This window comes from Flavisolibacter tropicus, from assembly GCF_001644645.1.
Taxonomy (GTDB): Bacteria; Bacteroidota; Bacteroidia; order Chitinophagales; family Chitinophagaceae; genus Flavisolibacter; species Flavisolibacter tropicus.
This window is the reverse complement of the sequence record NZ_CP011390.1, coordinates 5,171,126-5,192,950: the sequence shown is the minus strand read 5'-3', so window position 1 is coordinate 5,192,950 and position 21,825 is coordinate 5,171,126. Positions and strand designations below refer to the sequence as shown.

The window sequence follows — 21,825 nt, the reverse complement described above, 5'->3', positions numbered from 1 at the left end:
CAGTTGTCTTCAATCTGTTTATTAGACTCATATTCTCTCTAACAGAAATCTTACATTAGAGGTATGAACGCCAAACCTCTTTTTCCTACACCGATCATTTCTATCAAACAGTTTCAAACACTGGCTGCAGAAAATTATATACTCATTGATGCACGATCTGGCCCACAAGCTATTTCCCAATACCAGGCCGGTCACTTACCACATGCTCAATTTGTAGATTTGGATCAAGATCTTGCAGAAAAGCCTGAAGACGCTGCTAAAGGAGGTCGGCATCCATTACCGAGTATCAGTTCCTTCGCGGCACTCTTAGGATGCCTGGGCATTACACCTTCTAGTACCGTGGTGGTATATGATGATAAAAGTGGCGCTAATGCAGCCGCTCGCTTTTGGTGGATGCTGCGGGCCACAGGCCACTCAAATGTCTATGTGCTGGACGGTGGCTTGCAGGCGGCAGTGGCAGCTGGCATTGCCCTTACCACAGAAGTAACGCATCCTAAAGCCACCATGCCCTACCCGGTTACCGACTGGCAACTACCTACAGCTTCCATTGAAACCGTTGAAGCCGTAAGCAAGAACCCTGATTATGTAGTAATCGATGTGCGCGATGCTTATCGCTATAGAGGAGAAAGCGAACCTATTGATTTAGTAGCCGGTCATATTCCCGGAGCTATCAATATTCCCTTTAGTCAAAACCTGAACGCACAAAATGATTTCAGAACTGGAGATGAATTAGCCCAAACCTATAAACCAGTTGTAGGTGACCGCTCCATGGATCACATCATAGTGCACTGCGGGTCTGGCGTTACAGCCTGCCATACACTGCTAGCATTGGAGCAGGCGGGTATGCCCGGTGCTCAATTATATGTAGGATCGTGGGGAGAATGGTCCAGAACAGACCGCCCCATTAATACTGGCGATAAACCCTAAATGGGTTTAATTAGAAAGCAAAACTGGCCTGCTTATTTGGATAATCTAGTTTGTAGCTTTTACGGTTACCGTTTACAATAACGTGCATGATATTGATCTGGGTATCGTTAAAGTCTTGCAAAATGCTATTATTAACATCTAGTTTTTTAAGTGTAGGAAGGTTATCCACTTCAAAATAGCAATACACCGATTCACTTTCCTTTTCAAAACCTACATAAGTAAGCTTAACTGGTTTACCATCAGCTATAAAGGACAAATGCTTGGTAATATAATCGCCTATAAACTTATTAATCTGCTCATGTTGTTGCGGGCTAACCAGGTCAACCTTTGTCTTATAATTCTGTTTTAACACCGCCTCCAAATCATCCGCAAAGATCTTACAGCTAACTTCTAGGGTTTTCTCCTTAGCATTATGATTGATCTCAGTCACACTTACATAAAAGGGGTGAAAACTCTCTGTACCTTTATCAACTATGCTATGCTCCTGCGATTGAAGAGAGAACAAGGAAAACAAGGAAATGAATAACCATTTAAATGATAGAAGCGCCATTGACAGAATAATTTTTATCAATACAAAAATGCGATTTATTTTAAAGGCGGGAATATAGAAAAGGTTAAAAGAAAAACCCTGATGGAAGAACTGAATTATTTTACTGAAGGCTGGCGGCATATTATAAGTGCCGACGCCTTGGACCACCAGCTATTTATCTTAGTGCTGGCCGCTGTGTATACCATAAAAGATTGGAAACAAGTACTGGTGTTGGTTACAGCCTTCACTATTGGCCACTCCATTACACTGGCTTTAAGCACTTTAAATATCATTCAAGTCCCTACCGAATGGGTAGAGTTTCTGATACCCTGCACCATTGTACTTACGGCAGCCTTTAACTTCTTTAGTAAGGACTATAACCCTAATCGTATTAGATGGAATTATGCGCTAGCGCTGTTCTTCGGGTTGATCCACGGCTTGGGCTTTGCCAATACTTTACGCTTCATGCTGGCAAAAGATGAAAATTTAGCTTGGCCTTTATTACAATTCAACTTAGGTTTGGAGGCCGGACAGGTGGTAGTGGTGTTAGGAATTCTGCTGGTAGCGTATCTTTTCATTTACTTTATCAAACTAAACCGGCGCTACTGGGTATGGTTGTTGTCTTCAGCCGGATTTATTGTAGCTTTAAAAATTGCCGTGGAAAGATTGCCGTGGTAAGAGGAGAAAAGCTATGAGCTGCCAGAAAATGAGTATTAAGGGATGAATAATAAGTGAGAAGAGGGCAATAATATCAAATAATAAATTTCAAATTCGTTTTTCTGTTTTATACCATAAATTAAATAAACACATGTCTAAAATGAGGAAAGTTGCGCTGGCGTGTGGCCTACAGTTAGTAACTGGCGGCTTACTGTTTGCACAAAACATTCAGAACAATCCAGGCTCAAATCACGCGAACAAGTTTGAGCAGCTAGGTTCTACTCTGCCTACTCCTAACGAGTATCGCACCGCCAGTGGTGCTCCAGGTCCAAAGTATTGGCAGCAACGTGCCGATTACAACATCAAGTGTTCTTTGGATGAAAAAGCGTTACGCCTGACAGGTAGTGAAACTATTACTTACTACAACAACTCTCCAGACGAGTTAACGTTCCTGTGGTTCCAGTTAGATGAAAATGAGCACAGCTCCACAAAGAATGCTAACTACCAATCCAGCAGCATGATGCCACGCCAAATAAGTGCGCAGAACCTGGAAAGTTTGCAAGAAACCGGCAAAGACAACGGTTTTGGTTTCAACATCACTAAGCTTACCGATGCTACTGGAAAGTCGCTGAAGTATGTGATCAACAAAACCATGATGCGTGTAGACCTTCCTGCACCATTAAAACCTGGTCAGAAAGCTATTGTAAATATCGACTGGAATTATAACATTTCCGACCGCATGAAAGAAGGTGGCCGCGGTGGTTATGAATATTTCCCAGAAGATGGTAACCATTTGTTTACCATGGCGCAGTGGTATCCTCGCCTTTGCGTTTATTCAGATTTCCAAGGTTGGCAAAACCACCAGTTCACTGGACGTGGTGAGTTTGCTTTAACATTTGGCAACTTCAAGGTTCAAATGACCGTTCCTGCTGACCACGTAATTGGTGCAACAGGTGAGTGTCAGAACTATGCACAAGTTTTATCTCCGGCTCAATTGGCTCGTTGGACAAAAGCCCAAACTTCTAAAGAGCCAGTAGAAGTAGTTACACTGGCAGAAGCTAAAGAGAACGAAAAAGACAAGAGCACTGGAACTAAAACATGGATCTACAACGCTAATAACGTTCGTGACTTTGCCTGGACCAGCTCTCGCAAACTGGTTTGGGATGCCATGCCTACTATCATAGAGGGTAAAAAAGTAATGGCCATGAGCTATTATGGTAAAGAAGCGTATGGTTTGTACCGTCCATTCTCTACTAAAACAGTAGCACACACCATTCAGTCTTATTCTAAGTTTACTATTCCTTATCCTTACCCTGTAGCTATCAGTGTTGAAGCTAACAACGGTATGGAATATCCAATGATCTGCTTTAACTATGGCCGTACAGAAAAAGATGGTACATACTCTGAGCAGACAAAATATGGTATGTTGGGTGTAATCATCCATGAAGTAGGTCACAACTTCTTCCCAATGATCATCAACTCTGATGAGCGTCAGTGGACTTGGATGGACGAAGGTTTGAACACCTTTGTTGAATACCTGACAGAAGAATTGTATGATAACAAATTCCCTTCTCGTCGTGGACCAGCCTTCGCTATCACAGACTATATGAAGCTGCCTAAAGATCAATTAGAGCCGATCATGACCAATTCTGAAAACATTATTGGTTTTGGTCCTAACGCCTATGCGAAGCCAGCTACAGGTTTGAACATCTTACGTGAAACGATCATGGGTCGCGAGCTGTTTGACTATGCTTTCAAAGAGTATGCACGCCGTTGGGCATTTAAGCATCCAACTCCTGCCGACTTATTCCGCACTATGGAAGATGCCAGCGCTGAAGATCTGGATTGGTTCTGGAGAGGTTGGTTCTACAGCACAGATGTAACGGATATCTCTTTAGATAGCGTTAAATACGCCCGTGTTGACTTCTCTCCAACCGCTACTATGCAAACACGTTTACAGGATGCTACCGTGAAAAGAAAATTGGCTGAACCTCAGGTAAACAGCTTTGAAGACATTTCAAAGATTCGTAACCGCCAGGATCCCAATATTAAATTCTTAACAGACGTAGATACCAGCTTACGTGATTTCTATTGGAAATATGACCGCGGCTTAGAGGCTTATGACACCACTAGCTATGCAACGATTGTTCCTGCTAACGCAGAAGCTGTTGATGAAGCTACAAAGCAACGCTTATCTAATAAACACTTCTACGAGTTAAGCTTTGGTAACAAAGGTGGTCTGGTTATGCCAATCATCATTGAGTGGACCTATAAGGATGGTTCTAAAGAAGTAGATCGCATTCCTGCGCAGGTATGGCGCCATAATGAGAACAAGGTTACCAAGTTCTTCGTGAAAGATAAAGAAGTAGCGTCTATCAAGCTGGATCCAATGCGCGAAACAGCAGATATCAACGAAGCTAATAATAGCTGGGGTAGTGCAAATGTTACACCTAGCCGCTTCCAGGTATTTAAGCAAAAGCAAGGTGGCCCGGCTCGTGGTTCAGTACCAGGACCAAACCCAATGCAAAAAGCACAAGAGAAAAAAGGTTTCTAATAGATCCCTATAAAAGAAAAAGCCACTCATAAAGAGTGGCTTTTTCTTTGCACTAATGTTTGTCAGAGCACCTTTACATAGGATTGGACTACTAGCAATCATAGGGATAGATAGTAGTAATCATAGGAGTGAATCTATTTACAAACATGTCCATTCTCTCTATTCTAAAAAGAAAGACAGCGAGATGATAAATGTTGTATTCTACTCTGCATCCAAATTACCGAGTCATTTTATTTTTAATTTGTTCAACGTAATGAGTTGATATTTTAGTTGGATAAAGTGCACAATACCCCATATTCATATAAAGAAATTTTACACTACTAATCGGCAATTTCCTTTTCTTTTGGCTGAAAGCCTTAACTTGAAATTTTAAATAGGTTCAACACATGCGCACCCTCTTTCTTTTAGTATGTAGCATCATCATTAGCACGTTTGCCAAGGCAGGTACTGTAGATACGGTAACCATTCGCAGCAATAGTATGCGTAAGGATATTAAGTGTGTAGTCATTAAGCCAGACACGTATAAGAATAAAAACAACCACTTCCCTACTATCTATTTACTACATGGCTACTCTGGTGGCTTTTGGAATTGGATTACACGTGTACCCGAGCTGCAGAAACATGCCGATACCTACCAGGTACTGATAGTTTGCCCCGATGGCGATTACGCTGGCTGGTACTTGGACAGCCCAGTTGATAGCTCCATGCGCTATGAAACGTATATAGCCAACGAAGTACCCGCTTATATAGAGGCTACTTACCGCACTATTAAAGACCGTAAAGCCCGGGCCATAACAGGTTTGAGTATGGGTGGCCACGGCGGACTGTTCCTGGGTTTTCGTCATGCCGATTTCTTTGGCGCCTGCGGTAGCATGAGTGGAGCATTATCTATTGAACATATTACAAACAAATACCGGATTGAAAAGCTTTTAGGCGATACGACGAATAAAGCTTTATGGCATCAATATTCCATTATGGGGCAAATGGATCATTACCCTAAAGATTCTATTGCTATTATTATGGACTGCGGCACCGAAGACTTTATTATCGAAATGAGCCGCATGGCCCATCAAAAAATGTTACAATTAAAAATTCCGCACGACTATACAGAACGGCCCGGAAAACACGATTGGACCTATTGGGGCACAGCTGTAGAGTATCAGCTATTGTATTTCAGAAACTATTTTGATCGTAATGGCGTGTCTAATGCAGAAGCCCTGAAGCGTGGAGAGAAAGCTAAGGAAGGGAAAATGTGAGTGGTGAATGGTGAGTTCGTTAGAAGTGAAATAGTCTTTACTATTCAGCAAATTATATAAAACAGAAAAGCCCCGGCACTCCGGGGCTTTCTCTATATTGCCAATTTAATAACTTCCCTACTCCTCACTCATTACTCCTTATTCCTCACTCATCCTTCCTTGTGCCTTGTACCTTGAACATTGATAATTGATAATTGAGCATTGAACATTCCTTCTTTCTTCCTTTCCCATTTCGAATTTCCCCTTTCGAATTTTTCCTACTTCTTCCTTCATCATTTCTTGTTCCTTGTTCATTAATCTTCTCCTTGTCAACTTATCAACCTGTCAACCCTTTCTCACCACTCACCTTAATCATCCCCCCGTACTTCCATCACGCACTTTTATCTTCTTTTTACCAGAATTCTTCTTTTCATAATCTAAAACGGCTTGTGGCTTTTTTGATGTCTTAGGATCAGTCGCCTTTGCACTAGTAGCTGTTTTACCAGTCGATACGTCTATCGGAGCAAGATCATCTTCTACACCAGTAGCGGCAGTAGCTGTTTCTTTTACCTTGGGCTTATCCATTACCCATTCTTCGGTTTTCTCAACTACGCCACCTTCACCGTAATATTTCCAGGTACCATGTTTAACTGCCAGTGTTTCTATCTTAACCACTTTGGTACCCACTACTTTCGTGGGGTCATTAACGTCATACACTTTCACCGTATCATAAGGATTCTGTGGGTCAATAGCGCGCCAGTTCTCCTCACGCAAAGGCTCACCCATATATGTCATATAAAGGTTACGTCCATCCTTTTGGCCCCAACGATAGTTTTCAATGGCTATCAAATCGCCCTCCAGAGAAAAACGTCTCCAGGTACCTTCTTTGACACCATTTTTAAAAAATCCTTCTTCTTCATACCCCCGCTCACCTCTCAGGTTGTCTACTCGCACCACCCAAGGCCCTTGTTTCACTCCTTTCATATCAGTACAGTTCAGGGTATCGCCCTTAGCACTGATAATATAATCCTTACACTGTGCTGCTGCACTGAAACTCACAAATACAAACAAAATGAATAGGTAACGCATAGTTTAGTAAGTTTGAACGATACACTTAGAACGTAAAAGTTATCTGTATGGTATCAAAGTTAACGCAATCCTCCCTAGCCCTTTGTCTGCTCTTCGTTACATTTTTGTCAAAGGCGCAAGTGAAACCTACTACTGCAGACGACCGTATGAAAGGTCTGCAGCAGCGTAAGACGCTGGAACGCAACTCGGTAATTAACCATGTAAAGTTTCGGAATATAGGCCCTTCTGTCATGAGCGGACGCGTAGATGACATTGAAGCCAACCCTAACGACCCAACTGAATTTTATGTAGCCTATGCTACTGGTGGTTTATGGCACACAACCAATAATGGACTATCATTTACGCCCATCTTTGATAGCGCTGATGTTATTGGTATTGGAGACATAGCTGTAAACTGGAAAACCCACACCATTTGGGTAGGTACTGGTGAAGTAAACAGCAGCCGCTCATCATATGCAGGCGTAGGGGTTTACAAAAGCAAAGACAACGGTAAAACCTGGGAGTACCTGGGTTTACCAGAATCGCACCATATCGGCAAGATCCAACTACACCCTACCGATGATAATATTGCCTGGGTAGGCGTGCTTGGCCACCTATACTCTCCTAATAAAGAAAGAGGGGTTTATAAAACTACGGATGGTGGTAAAACCTGGAAGCAGACCTTAGCTATTGATGCCAATACAGGTGTAGTAGAAATGGATATCAATCCGCAAAACCCAAATGAGCTCTATGCAGCAGCCTGGTATCGCACACGTAGTGCGTGGAATTTTGAAGAAAGTGGCGCTACCAGCGGTATTTATAAAAGTACAGATGGTGGTGAAACCTGGTCATTGATCACCAAGCAAGGTTCTGGTTTTCCAACGGGTAATATAGTAGGACGCATAGGTTTAACCGTATATCCTAAAAACCCACAGATCGTTTATGCTATTGTAGACAATCAAGCGGCCCGCCCCGATACAGCTAAGAAAGACACTACCACCTTTTTATTGGATCAATTAAAGAACTTAAACATCCAGGAATTTGCTCAACTCAATGAAGCCAAGCTGGATACGTTTTTAAAGCGTAACCGTTTAGCTCCTAAATATTCGGCTAAACAGGTCAAAGAAATGGTAGCTACGCAAAAGCTGAAACCCACTTCTTTGTATGATTACTTATATGTAAATACTGGCTTTGAAAGCACACCTGTGGGAGCAGAAGTATACCGTAGTGATAACGGCGGACAAACCTGGCGCAAAACCCATGATAAAGAGATACCCATCTTCTTTACTTATGGATACTATTTTGCTAAGATCTATGTATCGCCCTACAATCCTGAAAAATTATATGCTTTAGGCTTTTCTTCACAGGTGTCTACCGATGGTGGTAAAACCTGGAAGAGTATGGACAAAAACAATGTACATGCCGACCATCATGCATTATGGATCAACCCTAACCGCGACTCACATTTGATCAATGGAAACGACGGTGGCGTAAACATTACGTATGATAATGGTGAAGTATGGTTTAAAGCCAATACACCTCCGGTTGGGCAGTATTATGCTATAGCACTTGACAACGCTAAACCTTACAATGTATACGGTGGTTTACAAGATAACGGTACATGGTACCTCCCATCGTCTACGCCACGTAATTCCTTCGCCGGTTCAGGCATGGGTCAGGAAGACGGTGTTGTTCGTAATATAGGTGGAGGCGATGGCATGCAGGTACAGGTAGACACAAGAGACAATTCGACCGTTTATTATGGCTCTCAATTTGGTAACTATTCCCGTTCCAATCGCCTGAATCGCGAAGGAACAAGGCGCATTACGCCTCGTCATGAATTAGGAGAATTGCCTTTACGTTTTAACTGGCAAGCACCTATTCAAATCAGCCAACACAATCAGGATGTATTGTACTTTGGTTCTAACAAGCTTTACCGCTCTTTCAATCAGGGCGATACCATGATCGCATTAACAGGCGACCTGACCAAAGGCAGCAAGAATGGCGATGTACCTTTTGGAACGATAACCACTATTGCTGAATCTCCATTACGTTTTGGTTTGATTTACACAGGTACCGACGATGGCAACATCCATGTATCTAAAGATGCAGGTTATAGCTTTACACCTATTAATGCGCCTAAGAAAGGAACAGCTTTACCACAGGATTTATGGGTAAGCCGCGTCCTTGCTTCTCAACATAAGGAACCACGCGTGTATGTTTCCTTTAATGGCTACCGCAACGATGACTTTAATCCTTACCTGTATATGAGTGACGACTACGGCACTACCTGGACGCGCCTGGGACAAGATCTGCCAATGGAGTCGATCAACGTTGTACGCGAGGACCCTAAAAATGAAAACATTCTCTATGTGGGTACTGATGGTGGCTTGTATGTAAGCTTCAACAAAGGCAAGAGCTTTATGATGTGGAATGCGGGCTTACCAAAGTCTATTCCTATTCATGACATTGCCATACAACCAAGAGATAATGAGATTGTTCTAGGTACGCACGGCCGTAGCATTTACGTTGCCCAATTGGATGATGTTCAAAAAGCGGCTAAGTAATACAGAACGTGAGACGTGAAAAATGACACGTGAGATTGGGATTCTTTACTTTAATACACAGCTAATAAAAAAACAAAAAAGCGCTACGATCGTAGCGCTTTTTTGTTATACTATTTAAAAAGCAGAAGCTGTCATCTTGATATCACTTCGCTCCAACGCTTTTATAGCTTTTTTCTCTTCTGCCAACGCTTCTTGCCGCTTACCTTGTTTTTCAAAGGCTTCTTTTAAACCAGTCAGCGCCCACGCATTATTCGGATTGATCTTCAGGTCTTCTTTATAAACTTTTTCTGCTTCTGCATACAACTTTGCTTTTAGTAACACTCTACCTAAATAGTGCCGAACAGGTAACTGCCAATCCTTAGGCTCATTGTATAACATACCTTCCTCTTCCTGAACAGCTTCTTTCAGAAAACTAATGGATTGTGTTAACATACCACGCTCTTCCGCCATTACTCCCTGCAATACTTTTTCTGCAACCTGTATAGCTTCTTTACCGGCATTGAACGCTTTTGGATGCTCTTGCAACAATGCACTCTGAATGCTATCCATCATTTTCAATCGTTCTGCATAGGCTTGATCAAACTGCTTACGCCTTGCATAGGCTAAACCTTTAGCAAAGTGTTGCATACTACTGGCATATGCCCAGGCATCAGGAACTGCTGGAGCTTTTAAAATATCATCCCACTTTCCAAAACGAATTTGGGTGATCAAGGGTGTGGAGTACATATATTGTCCATACATCCCGAAATAACCACCTGAATTCAGGAAGCCGCTATCTACACTTTCCTTTGTTAGTTTAGCATATTTCATTGCAGTAGCATATTGACCATCCATACTGGCGCAGGCTGCCTGCATATGGCGGTTATGCATAAGGTATAGAAACGAACTATTAACAGTAGCAGGATAGTGAGAAAGATAGTTGTAATAGCCATTTATAGCGGCGTCATTTACTTCTACACCCTTATTATAATAACCCGAACGGATATAAATATGAGATGGCATATGGACCAAATGTGCCAGGCCTGGCATCATTCCTCCTAGTCGATCAGCCACAGCTAAAGCTTTCTCCGGTTGCTTAGATCCCTCTACTGCATGAATATAATAATGGCTGGCACCCGGGTGGTCAGGAAACTGTTTTATAATTTTTTCCAGCACCTGCACAATCTGAGGTGTCCAGGGTTTAGGATCGTAATTCCGGTCATAAAGATTCCAGGGGTGTTGCACCATTAAGGCATCAGCATACAAAGCAGCTACATCAGAATTAGTTGAGTAAGTACTATAGGTCTGCTTCATTGCATCGGCATAAGCCTGGTTCAGTTGTTCTCTGGTTTGTGCAGGATCAGCACTATACCTAACATCCATGGCTGCAATCAAAGCTTTTTCTACCGGCGTACAATTGGTGCAAAGGGCCTTTGCTTTCTGTACGGCCAGAAGCGCTTCCGGAGAAGCGGTATATCCCAGATCATTTATATTAGGCCCATAAGCCAACGCTTTACCCCAATAGCCCATAGCAAAACTGCTATCAAAGCTTATGGTTTTTTCAAAAGAAGAAAGCGACTCAATGATATGAAAACCATAATACATGTTAATACCTTGCTGGAAGTAGATACTAGCACTGTCGTTTTGTACCGTAATGGGCATACGGTGGTTGCCCCATCCTTTCAATAGCGGTATCAGGTTAGCACTATCACTGAAATTGATAGCAGCTAAGTTTGGACTGCAACCAACAACAGTCTTGACAGGCGCTTTCTGCAAGCTTTGATTTGTCGCTTTTATACGAATAAGTGAGTTGGTCGTTTTGAGATGGATGAAAGCTGCACAGCAAAAGGATGCCAGCAACAGAAGGATGAAGCTTTTCATGAAAACCTATTTTGGTTATTAAAAGTTACAAACTTGTACTTTCAAACAGTATGGCAGTGCTGTCAGCAAACATCAATTCCGTTGTTTAATCTTTATGACAACTTGCACCTGGCCTAATTTACTTGTCGCAGCACTTCTCGCTCGGAGTAACGCACTAGAGGCTTAAACTTTTCATACCAACCTTGAAAATCTGAAGTACCTAGCTCCCTTTTTAAATCGGCCTCATAATCTGCCAACGTAGCATAAGGTAATTCAATGATCAGGCGGTACCCCTCGCCTGTAAAATCTGTCAATACACGGCTACCATTAGGTTGCAACAAAAGATGCTTTTGAAGGCCTTCATTTAAAAGCGTTTTGACTTCTTTATAACGCCCAAATTGCAGGTGGAATATCTCGCGAACAATAAACATAACAGCCATTTTTAAGGTTTATTGAATACAAAAACGAGCTAATGTTAAAAAGGGCACGAGTCCATAACAAATGTAACCTTTAGAAAACAACAGGTCAAGTAAGCCAGTATAAATACGGAAGTATTTGCTCCATTTGAATGAATAAAAGGTTTCCGCTTTGTTTTGATTGAAGCTGTATCTTTAATTCAATCATCTGCTTATGAACCGGTGGACCTATATCAACGACAGTTTTGTTACAGAAGCCAACGCAAATCTTCATATCAGCGATCTGGCTATTCAGCGTGGCTATGGTGTATTTGACTACCTGAAAACAATAGATAATCAACCTGTTTTTTTAGAGGAACATTTGCAACGCTTTTATTATTCAGCGGAACAAATGCACCTACCGATACAACAGCCGCCAGCACGCTTAAGTAACATTATCCATGAACTGATTCAACATAACAATATGGGCACTTCGGGTATTCGTTTAACCCTAACAGGTGGCTACTCGCCTGACGGTTATACGATAGCCACGCCCAACTTGCTCATAACCCAATTACCATTAAGCCTGCCATCGGTTGAAGCTTTTGAAAAAGGTATCCATTTAGCCATCTATGAACACCTGCGCACACTGCCGCATGTAAAAAGTATCAACTATGCTATGGCAGTGTGGCTGCAACCACACCTGCGTAAGCAAGGAGCCGATGATGTAGTGTATCATTTGAACGGCATTGTCAGCGAATGTCCAAGAGCTAACATCTTTATCGTGAAAGATGGTGTCGTTGTAACCCCCGACTCAAATATTTTATTAGGCATCACCAGGCAAAAATTAATTGCTACGGCCAGGCATAAATTCCAGGTTGAAGAAAGGCCTGTCACCTTACAGGAATTAAAGAATAGCCAGGAAGTTTTTATCACCAGCACTACCAAACAAGTTTTGCCAGTAACCACCATTGATGGTGAACCCATTGCTAATGGCAAGCCCGGTCCAGTAACTCAGCAATTGTATAAGATGTTGAAGGACTTGCAAGGCCCCCTCTAACTCTCCCGAGGGGGGGAGAATACTGTCGCACAGAGGCCAGCTTTGCCACGATACTTAACTTTTACAATTAGACCAATAAACAACAAAACACTCCACTTGAAGGAGTGCTTTTTCGTTTACCAATTCCTTCTCTCCATTGAACATTCCTGCTCTTATTACTCATCACTCATCACTCATCACTCATCACTCATCACTCATCACTCATTATTCATCATTCCTTGTTCCTTGTTCAATATTCCTCTCCTTTTCAACTTATCAACTTGTAAACCTGTCAACCCTCATCAGCTAATTCCCCCACCTTCCTTCCTCCATCCAGCGTTGACGATAAGCATTCATAGCCATATAGCCCAGTTTTTGCGTAAGCCGGTAATTCACCACAAACCCCACCACGGCACCAATGCCAGGAATGAGTTGCGCCATCTTGGCTAAGTCAATATAATCGCGGTACTCCTGTTGAAAATTTCGCCAGTCAAATTCGTGGATGTCTTCCGGCAACTTTAATTTTTGTTCCTGCCAGTTAACCATTTGCGCATATACAGTACGCCGGTGCTGCTGGCTACTAAAGGTCAACTGAAAAATATGCAAGAGAAATACACGCTCTTTGTAGTCTTTAACAGAATAACCATAAATACTGGCCAGGTCAAAAAGCATCTTTAATTTAATACTGAGGAAAATAGGGAAGTCTGCCAATCCTAGTAAAATACCGCCCGCTCCTGTTATACCACCTTCAGCGGCTGCTGCATGTTTATAACCATTAATGGCCCGCTGGGCCGTTTCATCGGCCTCTAATAAAGAACTGTACTGTGTTGGTTGTCGGGTTATGTGTTGGGCGCCAAACAATACCCCTCGGATCATTTGCTTGATGGTGGTCGTAATTACGTTATGAACTTTTTCCGGAATATAACTGTTGAGCTTTGTTTGCATTCCCTTTGACAGCCGGTTCATGATGCTGGGTCGGCGCGTCATGTTTCGCTGCCACTGTTTCATTTCTTTCAAAGCCACCTGATCGTACTGCATAAGAAACCTATAGCAAAAAAGAAGCCCCGCGCTGTACGCAGGGCCCTTGGTGGGGTTTCTAGAAAACTAAAACTTAATACTGTACAATGAAAAACTAGAAGCGCCCGCCACCGAGTATTCTTCCAAGCATGCCGCCGGCATTTCCAAAGCCTCGGCCGCCGCCTAACATATCAAATAAACCGCCGCCCATACCGCGACCTCCACCTGCTAATAATCCTCCTAATAAACCGCCGCCCATCATGCCACCAAGTCCACCACCTGTGGAGCCACCTCCCATCATACCTCCTCCTCTACGGCCACCGCGAAATAGCTGTGCCAGTATAATAGGCCCCATAACAGCAAGTGCACCTTTCAGCAATCCATTGGTATTAATACCGGCGTTTTTCAGCTTATCTCCAAATCCAAGGCCACCCAAAAAGTTTTGGGGCTGTGTAGCACCATCTTGCAAGGCTTGTGCTTGCGCCGGAGCTTCCTGTACAGCCTTTTTAGTAAACTGGTCTAATAAAGAAAATTGCTGCTGATTAACTCCTAAATAATTGGCTACTTTTTCTACATTCTGCTTTTCTTCCTCTGAGTAGTTTTGATCGGCTCCAGCAAAAGCAATCAGGTCGCTGACCAATGAAAAGCGCAGATCACTGTTTTTTAGAACATCCAAACACCGTTTCAAATCATCATCAGCCATAGGCTCCATAGCTGCTTTCTGTATAAGGCCTTTCTGTTCTTCTGAAAGTTCTGCTCCTTCACATAACGCCTCTATATAGGCCAACTCCTCTTCCGTTGCACTCCTATCGGCTGTTGCAAGTGAAGCAATGGCGCCCAGGTAGGCACCTTTTTCCATGTCACTATACCCTTCCAATATTGTTGGTGTTCCTTGCTCCATGTTTCTTAGTTGAATTTGAAGATTGTCCTGGAAGGGCTAAAAAAGTATGCCATGAAATGGCATAACCCCATATTATGGGCGACCTTGCGGGCGATCTTTTGTACGACGCTGTGGCGGTTCTGAAAAGTCCGCGTCAATACCACCTTCGCGTATTCTATGTTTCAGCTCTTCAGAACTTATTTTTAAGGTATCTACAGCCACAATCGGATCGCCGCTATGCGGATCAATCTCCCATTTTTCAATGGCTCCTTCCCGCTTCAAAGAATCAAGGCATTCCTGTATGCGGGTGCTGTCAGTTTTGAGTTCGGTGGCTTTGAAGAAAAATGTGCTCATAATCGTAGTTTATAAAATAAGCAGCTACTATTATGCCGAAGCACAGGTATTTAGCAAAGAGCACTGCGTTTATTCAAAATAAGAACGATACTATTATTGCGTTTGACAGATAACCTTAAGATAGTAATCCCTTACTCCAAACTGCTTTCAGAAGTAGAATATTAACGTTTAGAAGCCCTAAGAGCTTCAGAACTGGCTTACCTTTGCCAACCTCCTTCCGGAAGCGTTTTCTATGCAGTTGACCCAGCAAAAAATAAAAGAAAGTCAGAAAAAGTTCAAACAGTTCTTGCAACGTGCCGATAAGAACAAGGTACTGAAGCAGCTACCCGACCTTCACGAAGAAGCGTTTGAAAAAATTGACTGCCTGCAATGTGCGGCCTGCTGCAAAAACTACTCGCCCCGCTTTAAAACACCCGACGTCAAGCGCATCAGCAAACACCTGGGCATGAAGGAAAGCGCGTTTATTGAAACGTACCTTAATGTAGATAATGAAGGCGATTTTGTAGTAAAAGCTTCCCCTTGTCCTTTTTTAGGAGACGATAACTTCTGTAGCATTTATGATGTGCGCCCTTCCGATTGCGCCCGCTTCCCTTACACCGATGAGGATGTTCTGATCAAGAGACAGGCCCTCACTTTAAAGAATGCATCGTTCTGTCCCATAACTTTTTATGTTTTAGATCGTTTGGCTAACAACGCCAAATAAAGTTTTGTACCTTATACAAAACTTTACATTATGCCACGCTATGTCATCGAAAGAGAAATTCCTGGCGCAGGACAGTTTAGCCAGGATCAGTTACGTGCTATCTCGCAGAAGTCCTGTTCCGTACTGGACGAAATGGGTCCGGATATAGAATGGGTGGAAAGCTTTGTTACCAACGACAAGATCTATTGCATTTATAATGCAGCCAATAAAGAATTGATTTTAGAACACGCACAAAAAGGCGGTTTCCCTGCTAACCGGGTAGAAGAAGTAGCAACGATGATCAGCCCTGCTACCGCCTATCAGCCTTTATAACTATCCAGCTGCCACCTCCTCCCAAGCGGCTGTTAATGGACGTTCGATACCGTCGCCCTTCCATTCAACAACGCCTGGGATTTCTTTGTTCTTTAGAAAATCTTCTTTAGAACGGCCAGCCTTTTGCTCCTGACGAGCAAAGTCAAGTACACGATTTAAGTAGTCTTTGAACTTGCCTAGATCATCTTTTGTGCCTGTTACTTCATAGCCATCTGCCGCATGACCGAAAATATAAAGGGTATCTTTTTCGTACTTCTTAGCGGCCTTATCCAACACCTGTATCCAGCTTTGTATATTCGCTCCTGCCGTTCTATCTACAAACGGATGCCTGCGATTAAATACCAGGTCGCCCATATGAGCAATATTGGCTTCTTCAAAGTAGATGATGGTATCGCCATTCGTATGCCCAGCACCAAAGTATTGCAATTTGATCTTCTCCTTTCCTACCTTGGTTTTCCAGTCGTCAGTAAACGTGGTATCTGGATATAACTGCTTATCCTCTGTCTTATTTTTCTGGGCTACAGCTTGCTGGTTTTGCAAACAGTTTTGATGCGCTACCACATGTTCCGCTAATCCTTTAAATGAAATATTCCCAGAAGTATGATCACCATGATGGTGCGTGTTGAACAAATAACGAATGGCCTTATCGGACCGCTTCTTTAGTTCATCTATCAGGTGTTTTGATTGATCGGGAAACTGCGAGTCAATAACTACAATACCGTCATTACTTAAGTGAAAGCCAATGGTGCCCCCACGTTCAGTGAAGATGCCCACATTGCCACGCAGCATATTTACTTTCCAGGGATCATCTACAAAGGCAGCTAATAACTTTTGTTGAGCCAATGTAAGCACTCCAGCCGTAAGTACTGTATTGCGTAAAAAGGAACGACGATGCATAGTTGAAAAGGTTTAGATGAAGATACGAAAAAAGCCCCCTGTCCCCCGAAGGGGGCACTTAGGTTCAATAAACTTTTCTTGCATAAACATCTTTAGACATGAACCATAATAAGAGAGCGCCCATTATCGGCGCTCTCTTATATATAATGTTATACTTAAATGAGTGGTCTTATAAAAACAAAGACTATGACCTAAGTGCCCCCTTCGGGGGACAGGGGGCCCTAATACTCAAACTTCCGCAACCCCGGCGATTTAAACCAGGTAATAACAACCACCAACGTAGTCATTACACCTCCAAATATCACCGCCGGTTGCGCCCCACCGAAAATGCGGGAGGTAAACCCACTTTCAAACTGACCTAACTCGTTAGAGGAGTTGATAAACATAGAGTTCACAGAACCCACGCGGCCCCTCATTTCGTCGGGCGTGGTCAGTTGTAAAATAGTATTGCGCACCGTAACACTGATGGCGTCTAGCATACCCGCTAACAGCAACGCAGCAAACGACATCCAATAAATCTCTGACATCCCAAAGGTGATGATGCACAAGCCAAAGCCAAATACCGCAAAGAACAATATAGTGCCTTGCCTTCTACGTAATGGATAAAAGGTGGCAAATATCATAACGATGGCGGACCCGATATCAATAGCCGCATTTAAAAAGCCAAACCCTTTAGGTCCTACTTGAAGTATCTTATCGGCAAACTCAGGAATAAGTGCAACCGCACCACCAAATAGCACAGCAAACAGGTCCAGCATCATAGCACCCAACATCACTTTATGCTGGAATACATACATCAACCCTTCTTTTACGCTGGCCCAGGCTTTCGTCTTTGTATTGCTTACTAAAACCGGCTTACTTGAAATTCGGGAAATCAGAAACACCCCAATCAGAATATAGGCCAGGATAATATAAAATGTTATATGCACACCAAATCCGGCAATAAAAAACCCGGCAGAAGCGTGGCCTAATATAGAGGCGGTAAGCCAAGAAGTAGAACTGAGATTTGCTGCATAGTGCAGGATATCTCGTGGCACTAGTTGTGCAATGATGGCACTAAAGGTAGGTCCCGCAAATGCACGGATAACTCCTGTAAAGAATACGATCACATAAAAGCCGATGGCCAATGCGTTTACCGACCAATGCTTATGAAAATAGGGCGACGTAATCAAAATAAATCCGATCACACAGAGCGCATAAGCCATGGTGCTGCGCAACAATGTCTTGCGCTTATCCGACTTATCAATCAGATAGCCGGCATACAAGGCTAAACTAAACACCGGTAAAAACTCTGATAATCCTACTAAGCCTATAGAAAACGATGATTTGGTTAACTGAAAGAGCTGGTACGCCACCACGGTGGCTACCATGCGCAAACCCATAATGTAGAAGAAGCGGGCAATAATAAAATACTGGTATTCCTTAATTTTCAAGGGACTTAGACTCTCAAATCGTTGCTTACGCTCACGCGACTCTAACAGATCTGCCATACTATTTAGAATTTCAATACAGGGAAGTGGTGCAACTCCAGACTAATATTGTCTTTCGCCGGTGCAAAAATACAGAAGTAATAATTGGCGATAAGTATGTGATAGGCAAGGAAAAGATATCATCAGTAAAAGTCCTGGCGAATACTATAAGGAACCAACTAAACACCCCTCTACTCCCAATTCCTCCCATAGCACCGATCTTCTTCAATAATCATTAATTATTCATTACTAATCATTGATTATTGAGCGTTGAAAATCGAACATTTCCTCCCTTCTTCCTTCATCATTCCTTGTTCCTTGTTCGTTATTCCCTTCCTTTCTTCTTTCCTCCTAATCCTTCTCAATCCTAAGAATCCTAGTTCTACGGTAGTGAAATATAATGCTGCCCTTCAGGGTATTCCTTATCCAAGGCTTCAATAATCGCCTGCAAATGCTTTTCATTGTTCAGAAAGTCGGCTTCCGACGCATCTACAAATAAGGTTTTCGTATTGTGCTGCTTAATGTAATGGGTATACGTTTCCTGGATGTTGAATAAGTACTCATCTGGGATCCGTTGCTCATAAGGCCGGTTGCGTTTGCGGATATTGGACTGCAGCTTTGTAACCGGGGCATGCAGGTAAATAAGAATATCTGGCTGTACTAACTGTTGGTGAATAATATCAAACAGGCGTTGGTACAAACGAAACTCGTCTTCCGGCAGTGTCACCTTTGCAAACAGCAGGCTCTTGATAAAGAGGTAATCGGAAATAGTGACACTTTGAAAAAGCTCGTTTTGCTGAATGATCTCTTTCAGCTGCTTGAAGCGTTCCGCCATGAAGAACAGCTCCAACGGGAAAGCATACTGTTTAGGGCTTTCGTAAAACTTAGGTAGGAAAGGATTGTCAGCAAACTGCTCTAAAATCAAACGCGCATTATAATGCTTGGCCAGTAAATGTGCCAAGGTGGTCTTACCCGCCCCAATATTACCTTCTATAGTTACAAAATTGTACTTCACCGTTAAACTGCCTTCTTCAAAAGAGCGGCAAAGTAAGGGATGTTTAAAGAATTTTTTACACCAATTTATGCACCGTCAAACTGTCTGTGCTTTCTTCCAATAAGGTACGTACCGTCTTATGCAACACAGGATGCATAAACCCGGGCGCAATGTCATTGAGACACTCTAACACAAAACGCCGGTCTTGTAAATGAGGATGCGGAATAACTAAACCGTGCTCATGGATGATTTCCTGCCCGTAGAAGATAATATCGATGTCAATAGTACGTGGGCCATACTTCTGCTCCCTTACACGTCCTAACTCTATTTCAATAGCCAGTACGCGCTCTAACAGTGCCTGGGGCGATAGTTCCGTTTGCAATTCAACAGCCTGGTTTAGGTAGTGTGGCTGATCATTTAATCCCCATGCTTCTGTCTCAAACAATGCTGAAACAGCAATAATTTTTCCACACTGTGCCGCCAGGGCATGTAGCGCACTGGCCAAGAAATGGCGACGATCCCCCATGTTCCCTCCTGTCAATAAAATAGCATTCTGCATAAGCGGTAACCAAACGGGGGCAAATATCTTTTATTTTGCAGGATAAAGTGAATTCAACCATGGGAAGCTTTTTCAAGATGTTTTTTGCCTCTCTGCTGGCAATGATCGTTTTTGCCTTAATTGCCGCGTTCTTGATCGTTGGTTTTGTAGGCGCCCTAGCCTCGGATGAAAAACCCGAAATTGCTGACAAGTCGGTTTTAACACTCGACCTATCGCAGCATTTCATGGAGCGAAGACAAAACAACCCCTTGGCAGTGTTATCTAACGACGACAATGCTATTCCCGGACTGTATGACGTCGTTCGTATTATCCGCCATGCTAAGGAGGATGAAAAAATTAAAGGCATTTATATTATAGCCAACTCCAACAATAACGCATTCGCTTCCAGCGAAGAACTGCGCAATGCCCTGCAGGACTTTAAAACCAGTAAAAAGTTTGTCATTGCCCACGGCGATATGATGTCGGAAAGCGCTTACTATGTATCAAACGTTGCCGACCGTTTATACGCCAACCCCGTTGGTTCCGTTGAATGGAATGGTTTCAGTGTGAACTTATTGTTTTTAAAAGGCACCCTGGAAAAGCTAAACATCCAGCCGCAGATCTTTTACGCTGGCAAATTTAAAAGTGCCACAGAGCCGCTGCGTGCTACACAAATGACGCCCGAAAACAAACTGCAAACGGTAGAATGGCTGGGCGATCTGTATAACCACTTTTTAGTAAAAGCTTCGCAAGCGCGCAAGATCGATACCGCCACGTTACACCAGTTGGCCAACACGGGCGCCATACAAGACAGCAAAGACGCACTGGCCAACAAACTGGTAGATGGATTAAAGTATGATGATGAGGTAAAAGACGAGATCAAAAAGAATATTGGTATTGGCAAATACGACAAGCTGCACCTGGTGCCAATTTCTACATATGCTGAGGCCATTAGCTATAAACAAAGTGGTAGTAATCGCATTGCCTTGATCTATGCAGAAGGAAATATAGTAGATGGCGATGGTGACAAGGAGAATATTGGCGGCGATGCCTTTGTAAAATTGGTGCGCAAAGCACGTTTGGATAAGTCGATCAAAGCCATAGTCTTCCGTGTTAACTCTGGTGGCGGTAGCGCCCTGGCCAGTGAAAACATCTGGAGAGAGCTAGCCTTAGCCAAAGCCGATAAACCAGTGGTAATGTCCTTTGGGGATGTAGCCGCTTCTGGCGGTTATTATATTGCCGCTGGCGCCGATAGCATCTTTGCACAGCCCAATACCATTACCGGCTCAATCGGTGTGTTTACCGTTATACCTAACATGAAGGGCTTCTTCAACGAAAAACTGGGTGTAACGTTTGACGGTGTAAAAACAGGTACTTATGCCGATATGGGAGTAGACCGCCCGCTAACACCTGCAGAGCAAAACTTTATGCAGGAAGGGGTAGACCGTATTTACCTGCAGTTCAAACAGCGTGTAGCACAAGGACGCAAAAGAGATATTGCCTATATCGATAGCATTGCACAAGGCCGCGTATGGAGTGGCGAAGACGCACTACGCATAGGCCTGGTAGATAAAATGGGAGGATTGGAAGAGGCTGTTGCTTGTGCGGCTCGAATGGCTAAGGTGACGGATTATCGCCTGCGTGAGTTTCCTGAATCCAGAAGCTGGATCAACGAGCTGCTGAATAAAAATGAAGACCAGCCAGCTGCTATGTTGAAGCAACACCTGGGAGAAGAGAATTTTCGCATTTACCAACAAATGCTGGAGATCAAACGCATTAGTAATGGTGCGCAGGCTAAACTACCGTACCAGTTTATTATTCATTAACCACTAGCTTTGCAGTTTTTCTAAA

20 protein-coding genes are annotated in these 21,825 nt (G+C 43.1%); 9 read left to right on the top strand and 11 right to left on the bottom strand.

Annotation, left to right across the window (positions count from 1 at the left end):
* Positions 1-63: 63 nt before the first annotated feature.
* Positions 64-927, top strand: a complete 864-nt coding sequence (locus tag SY85_RS22230; RefSeq protein ID WP_066407867.1) for a sulfurtransferase — start codon at positions 64-66, stop codon at positions 925-927.
* 10 nt (positions 928-937) lie between these two features.
* On the opposite strand, the gene SY85_RS22225 is transcribed toward SY85_RS22230, so the two are convergent.
* Entirely contained in the window at positions 938-1,477 is a 540-nt protein-coding gene (locus SY85_RS22225; RefSeq protein ID WP_082886654.1) for a DUF6702 family protein, read from the bottom strand.
* 81 nt (positions 1,478-1,558) lie between these two features.
* Here SY85_RS22225 and SY85_RS22220 point away from each other — a divergent pair, with 81 nt between their 5' ends.
* From SY85_RS22220 to SY85_RS22210, 3 genes are all read left to right on the top strand, one after another.
* Entirely contained in the window at positions 1,559-2,134 is a 576-nt protein-coding gene (locus SY85_RS22220; protein ID WP_099459405.1) for a HupE/UreJ family protein, read from the top strand.
* Between the two features lie 139 nt (positions 2,135-2,273).
* The gene (locus tag SY85_RS22215; protein WP_066407863.1) at positions 2,274-4,667 is read left to right on the top strand and encodes a M1 family metallopeptidase; all 2,394 of its coding nucleotides are present in this window, start codon (positions 2,274-2,276) and stop codon (positions 4,665-4,667) included.
* 386 nt (positions 4,668-5,053) lie between these two features.
* The gene (locus SY85_RS22210) at positions 5,054-5,923 is read left to right on the top strand and encodes an alpha/beta hydrolase (protein WP_066407861.1); all 870 of its coding nucleotides are present in this window, start codon (positions 5,054-5,056) and stop codon (positions 5,921-5,923) included.
* Between the two features lie 351 nt (positions 5,924-6,274).
* On the opposite strand, the gene SY85_RS22205 is transcribed toward SY85_RS22210, so the two are convergent.
* Complete coding sequence (locus SY85_RS22205; protein ID WP_066407857.1) at positions 6,275-6,991, bottom strand: toxin-antitoxin system YwqK family antitoxin; 717 nt, start codon at positions 6,989-6,991, stop codon at positions 6,275-6,277.
* A 47-nt stretch (positions 6,992-7,038) separates the two neighbouring features.
* Between SY85_RS22205 and SY85_RS22200 the strand changes: the two genes are divergently transcribed.
* Positions 7,039-9,537, top strand: a complete 2,499-nt coding sequence (locus SY85_RS22200; RefSeq protein ID WP_066407855.1) for a WD40/YVTN/BNR-like repeat-containing protein — start codon at positions 7,039-7,041, stop codon at positions 9,535-9,537.
* Between the two features lie 114 nt (positions 9,538-9,651).
* Here SY85_RS22200 and SY85_RS22195 read toward each other — a convergent pair whose 3' ends face one another.
* Both SY85_RS22195 and SY85_RS22190 read right to left on the bottom strand, forming a co-directional pair.
* Positions 9,652-11,397 carry a tetratricopeptide repeat protein gene (locus SY85_RS22195; RefSeq protein ID WP_066407853.1) on the bottom strand — a complete coding sequence of 582 codons (1,746 nt, stop codon included), beginning with the start codon at positions 11,395-11,397 and terminating at the stop codon, positions 9,652-9,654.
* 113 nt (positions 11,398-11,510) lie between these two features.
* Positions 11,511-11,816, bottom strand: coding sequence for a hypothetical protein (locus SY85_RS22190; protein WP_066407851.1), 306 nt, complete (start codon positions 11,814-11,816; stop codon positions 11,511-11,513).
* A 190-nt stretch (positions 11,817-12,006) separates the two neighbouring features.
* On the opposite strand from SY85_RS22190, the gene SY85_RS22185 reads away from it, so the two are divergent.
* Positions 12,007-12,831, top strand: coding sequence for an aminotransferase class IV (locus SY85_RS22185; RefSeq protein ID WP_066407849.1), 825 nt, complete (start codon positions 12,007-12,009; stop codon positions 12,829-12,831).
* A 285-nt stretch (positions 12,832-13,116) separates the two neighbouring features.
* On the opposite strand, the gene SY85_RS22180 is transcribed toward SY85_RS22185, so the two are convergent.
* The 3 genes from SY85_RS22180 to SY85_RS22170 form a co-directional block, all read right to left on the bottom strand.
* Positions 13,117-13,848: an EcsC family protein gene (locus SY85_RS22180; RefSeq protein ID WP_066407845.1), complete on the bottom strand. Its 732-nt coding sequence runs from the start codon at positions 13,846-13,848 to the stop codon at positions 13,117-13,119.
* A 94-nt stretch (positions 13,849-13,942) separates the two neighbouring features.
* A complete protein-coding gene (locus SY85_RS22175) occupies positions 13,943-14,728 on the bottom strand; it encodes a TerB family tellurite resistance protein (protein ID WP_066407842.1) in 786 nt (261 codons plus the stop codon).
* Between the two features lie 72 nt (positions 14,729-14,800).
* Positions 14,801-15,061, bottom strand: a complete 261-nt coding sequence (locus tag SY85_RS22170; RefSeq protein ID WP_066407841.1) for a hypothetical protein — start codon at positions 15,059-15,061, stop codon at positions 14,801-14,803.
* A 232-nt stretch (positions 15,062-15,293) separates the two neighbouring features.
* Here SY85_RS22170 and SY85_RS22165 point away from each other — a divergent pair, with 232 nt between their 5' ends.
* Entirely contained in the window at positions 15,294-15,764 is a 471-nt protein-coding gene (locus SY85_RS22165) for a YkgJ family cysteine cluster protein (protein WP_066407839.1), read from the top strand.
* A 30-nt stretch (positions 15,765-15,794) separates the two neighbouring features.
* Entirely contained in the window at positions 15,795-16,076 is a 282-nt protein-coding gene (locus SY85_RS22160) for a DUF4242 domain-containing protein (RefSeq protein WP_066407837.1), read from the top strand.
* Here the strand turns inward: SY85_RS22160 and SY85_RS22155 are convergent, their stop codons facing one another.
* The 4 genes from SY85_RS22155 to folK form a co-directional block, all read right to left on the bottom strand.
* A complete protein-coding gene (locus SY85_RS22155; protein ID WP_066407835.1) occupies positions 16,077-16,973 on the bottom strand; it encodes an MBL fold metallo-hydrolase in 897 nt (298 codons plus the stop codon).
* 221 nt (positions 16,974-17,194) lie between these two features.
* Entirely contained in the window at positions 17,195-18,463 is a 1,269-nt protein-coding gene (locus tag SY85_RS22150) for an MFS transporter (RefSeq protein ID WP_066407832.1), read from the bottom strand.
* 361 nt (positions 18,464-18,824) lie between these two features.
* Positions 18,825-19,457, bottom strand: coding sequence for a deoxynucleoside kinase (locus SY85_RS22145; protein ID WP_066407831.1), 633 nt, complete (start codon positions 19,455-19,457; stop codon positions 18,825-18,827).
* Positions 19,458-19,512: 55 nt separating this feature from the next.
* Positions 19,513-19,995: a 2-amino-4-hydroxy-6-hydroxymethyldihydropteridine diphosphokinase gene (gene folK / locus SY85_RS22140; RefSeq protein WP_066407828.1), complete on the bottom strand. Its 483-nt coding sequence runs from the start codon at positions 19,993-19,995 to the stop codon at positions 19,513-19,515.
* 59 nt (positions 19,996-20,054) lie between these two features.
* Here folK and sppA point away from each other — a divergent pair, with 59 nt between their 5' ends.
* Positions 20,055-21,800 (top strand): signal peptide peptidase SppA, encoded by a 1,746-nt coding sequence (gene sppA / locus SY85_RS22135; protein WP_066407827.1) that lies wholly within the window; start codon positions 20,055-20,057, stop codon positions 21,798-21,800.
* The last annotated feature ends 25 nt before the right edge of the window (positions 21,801-21,825 follow it).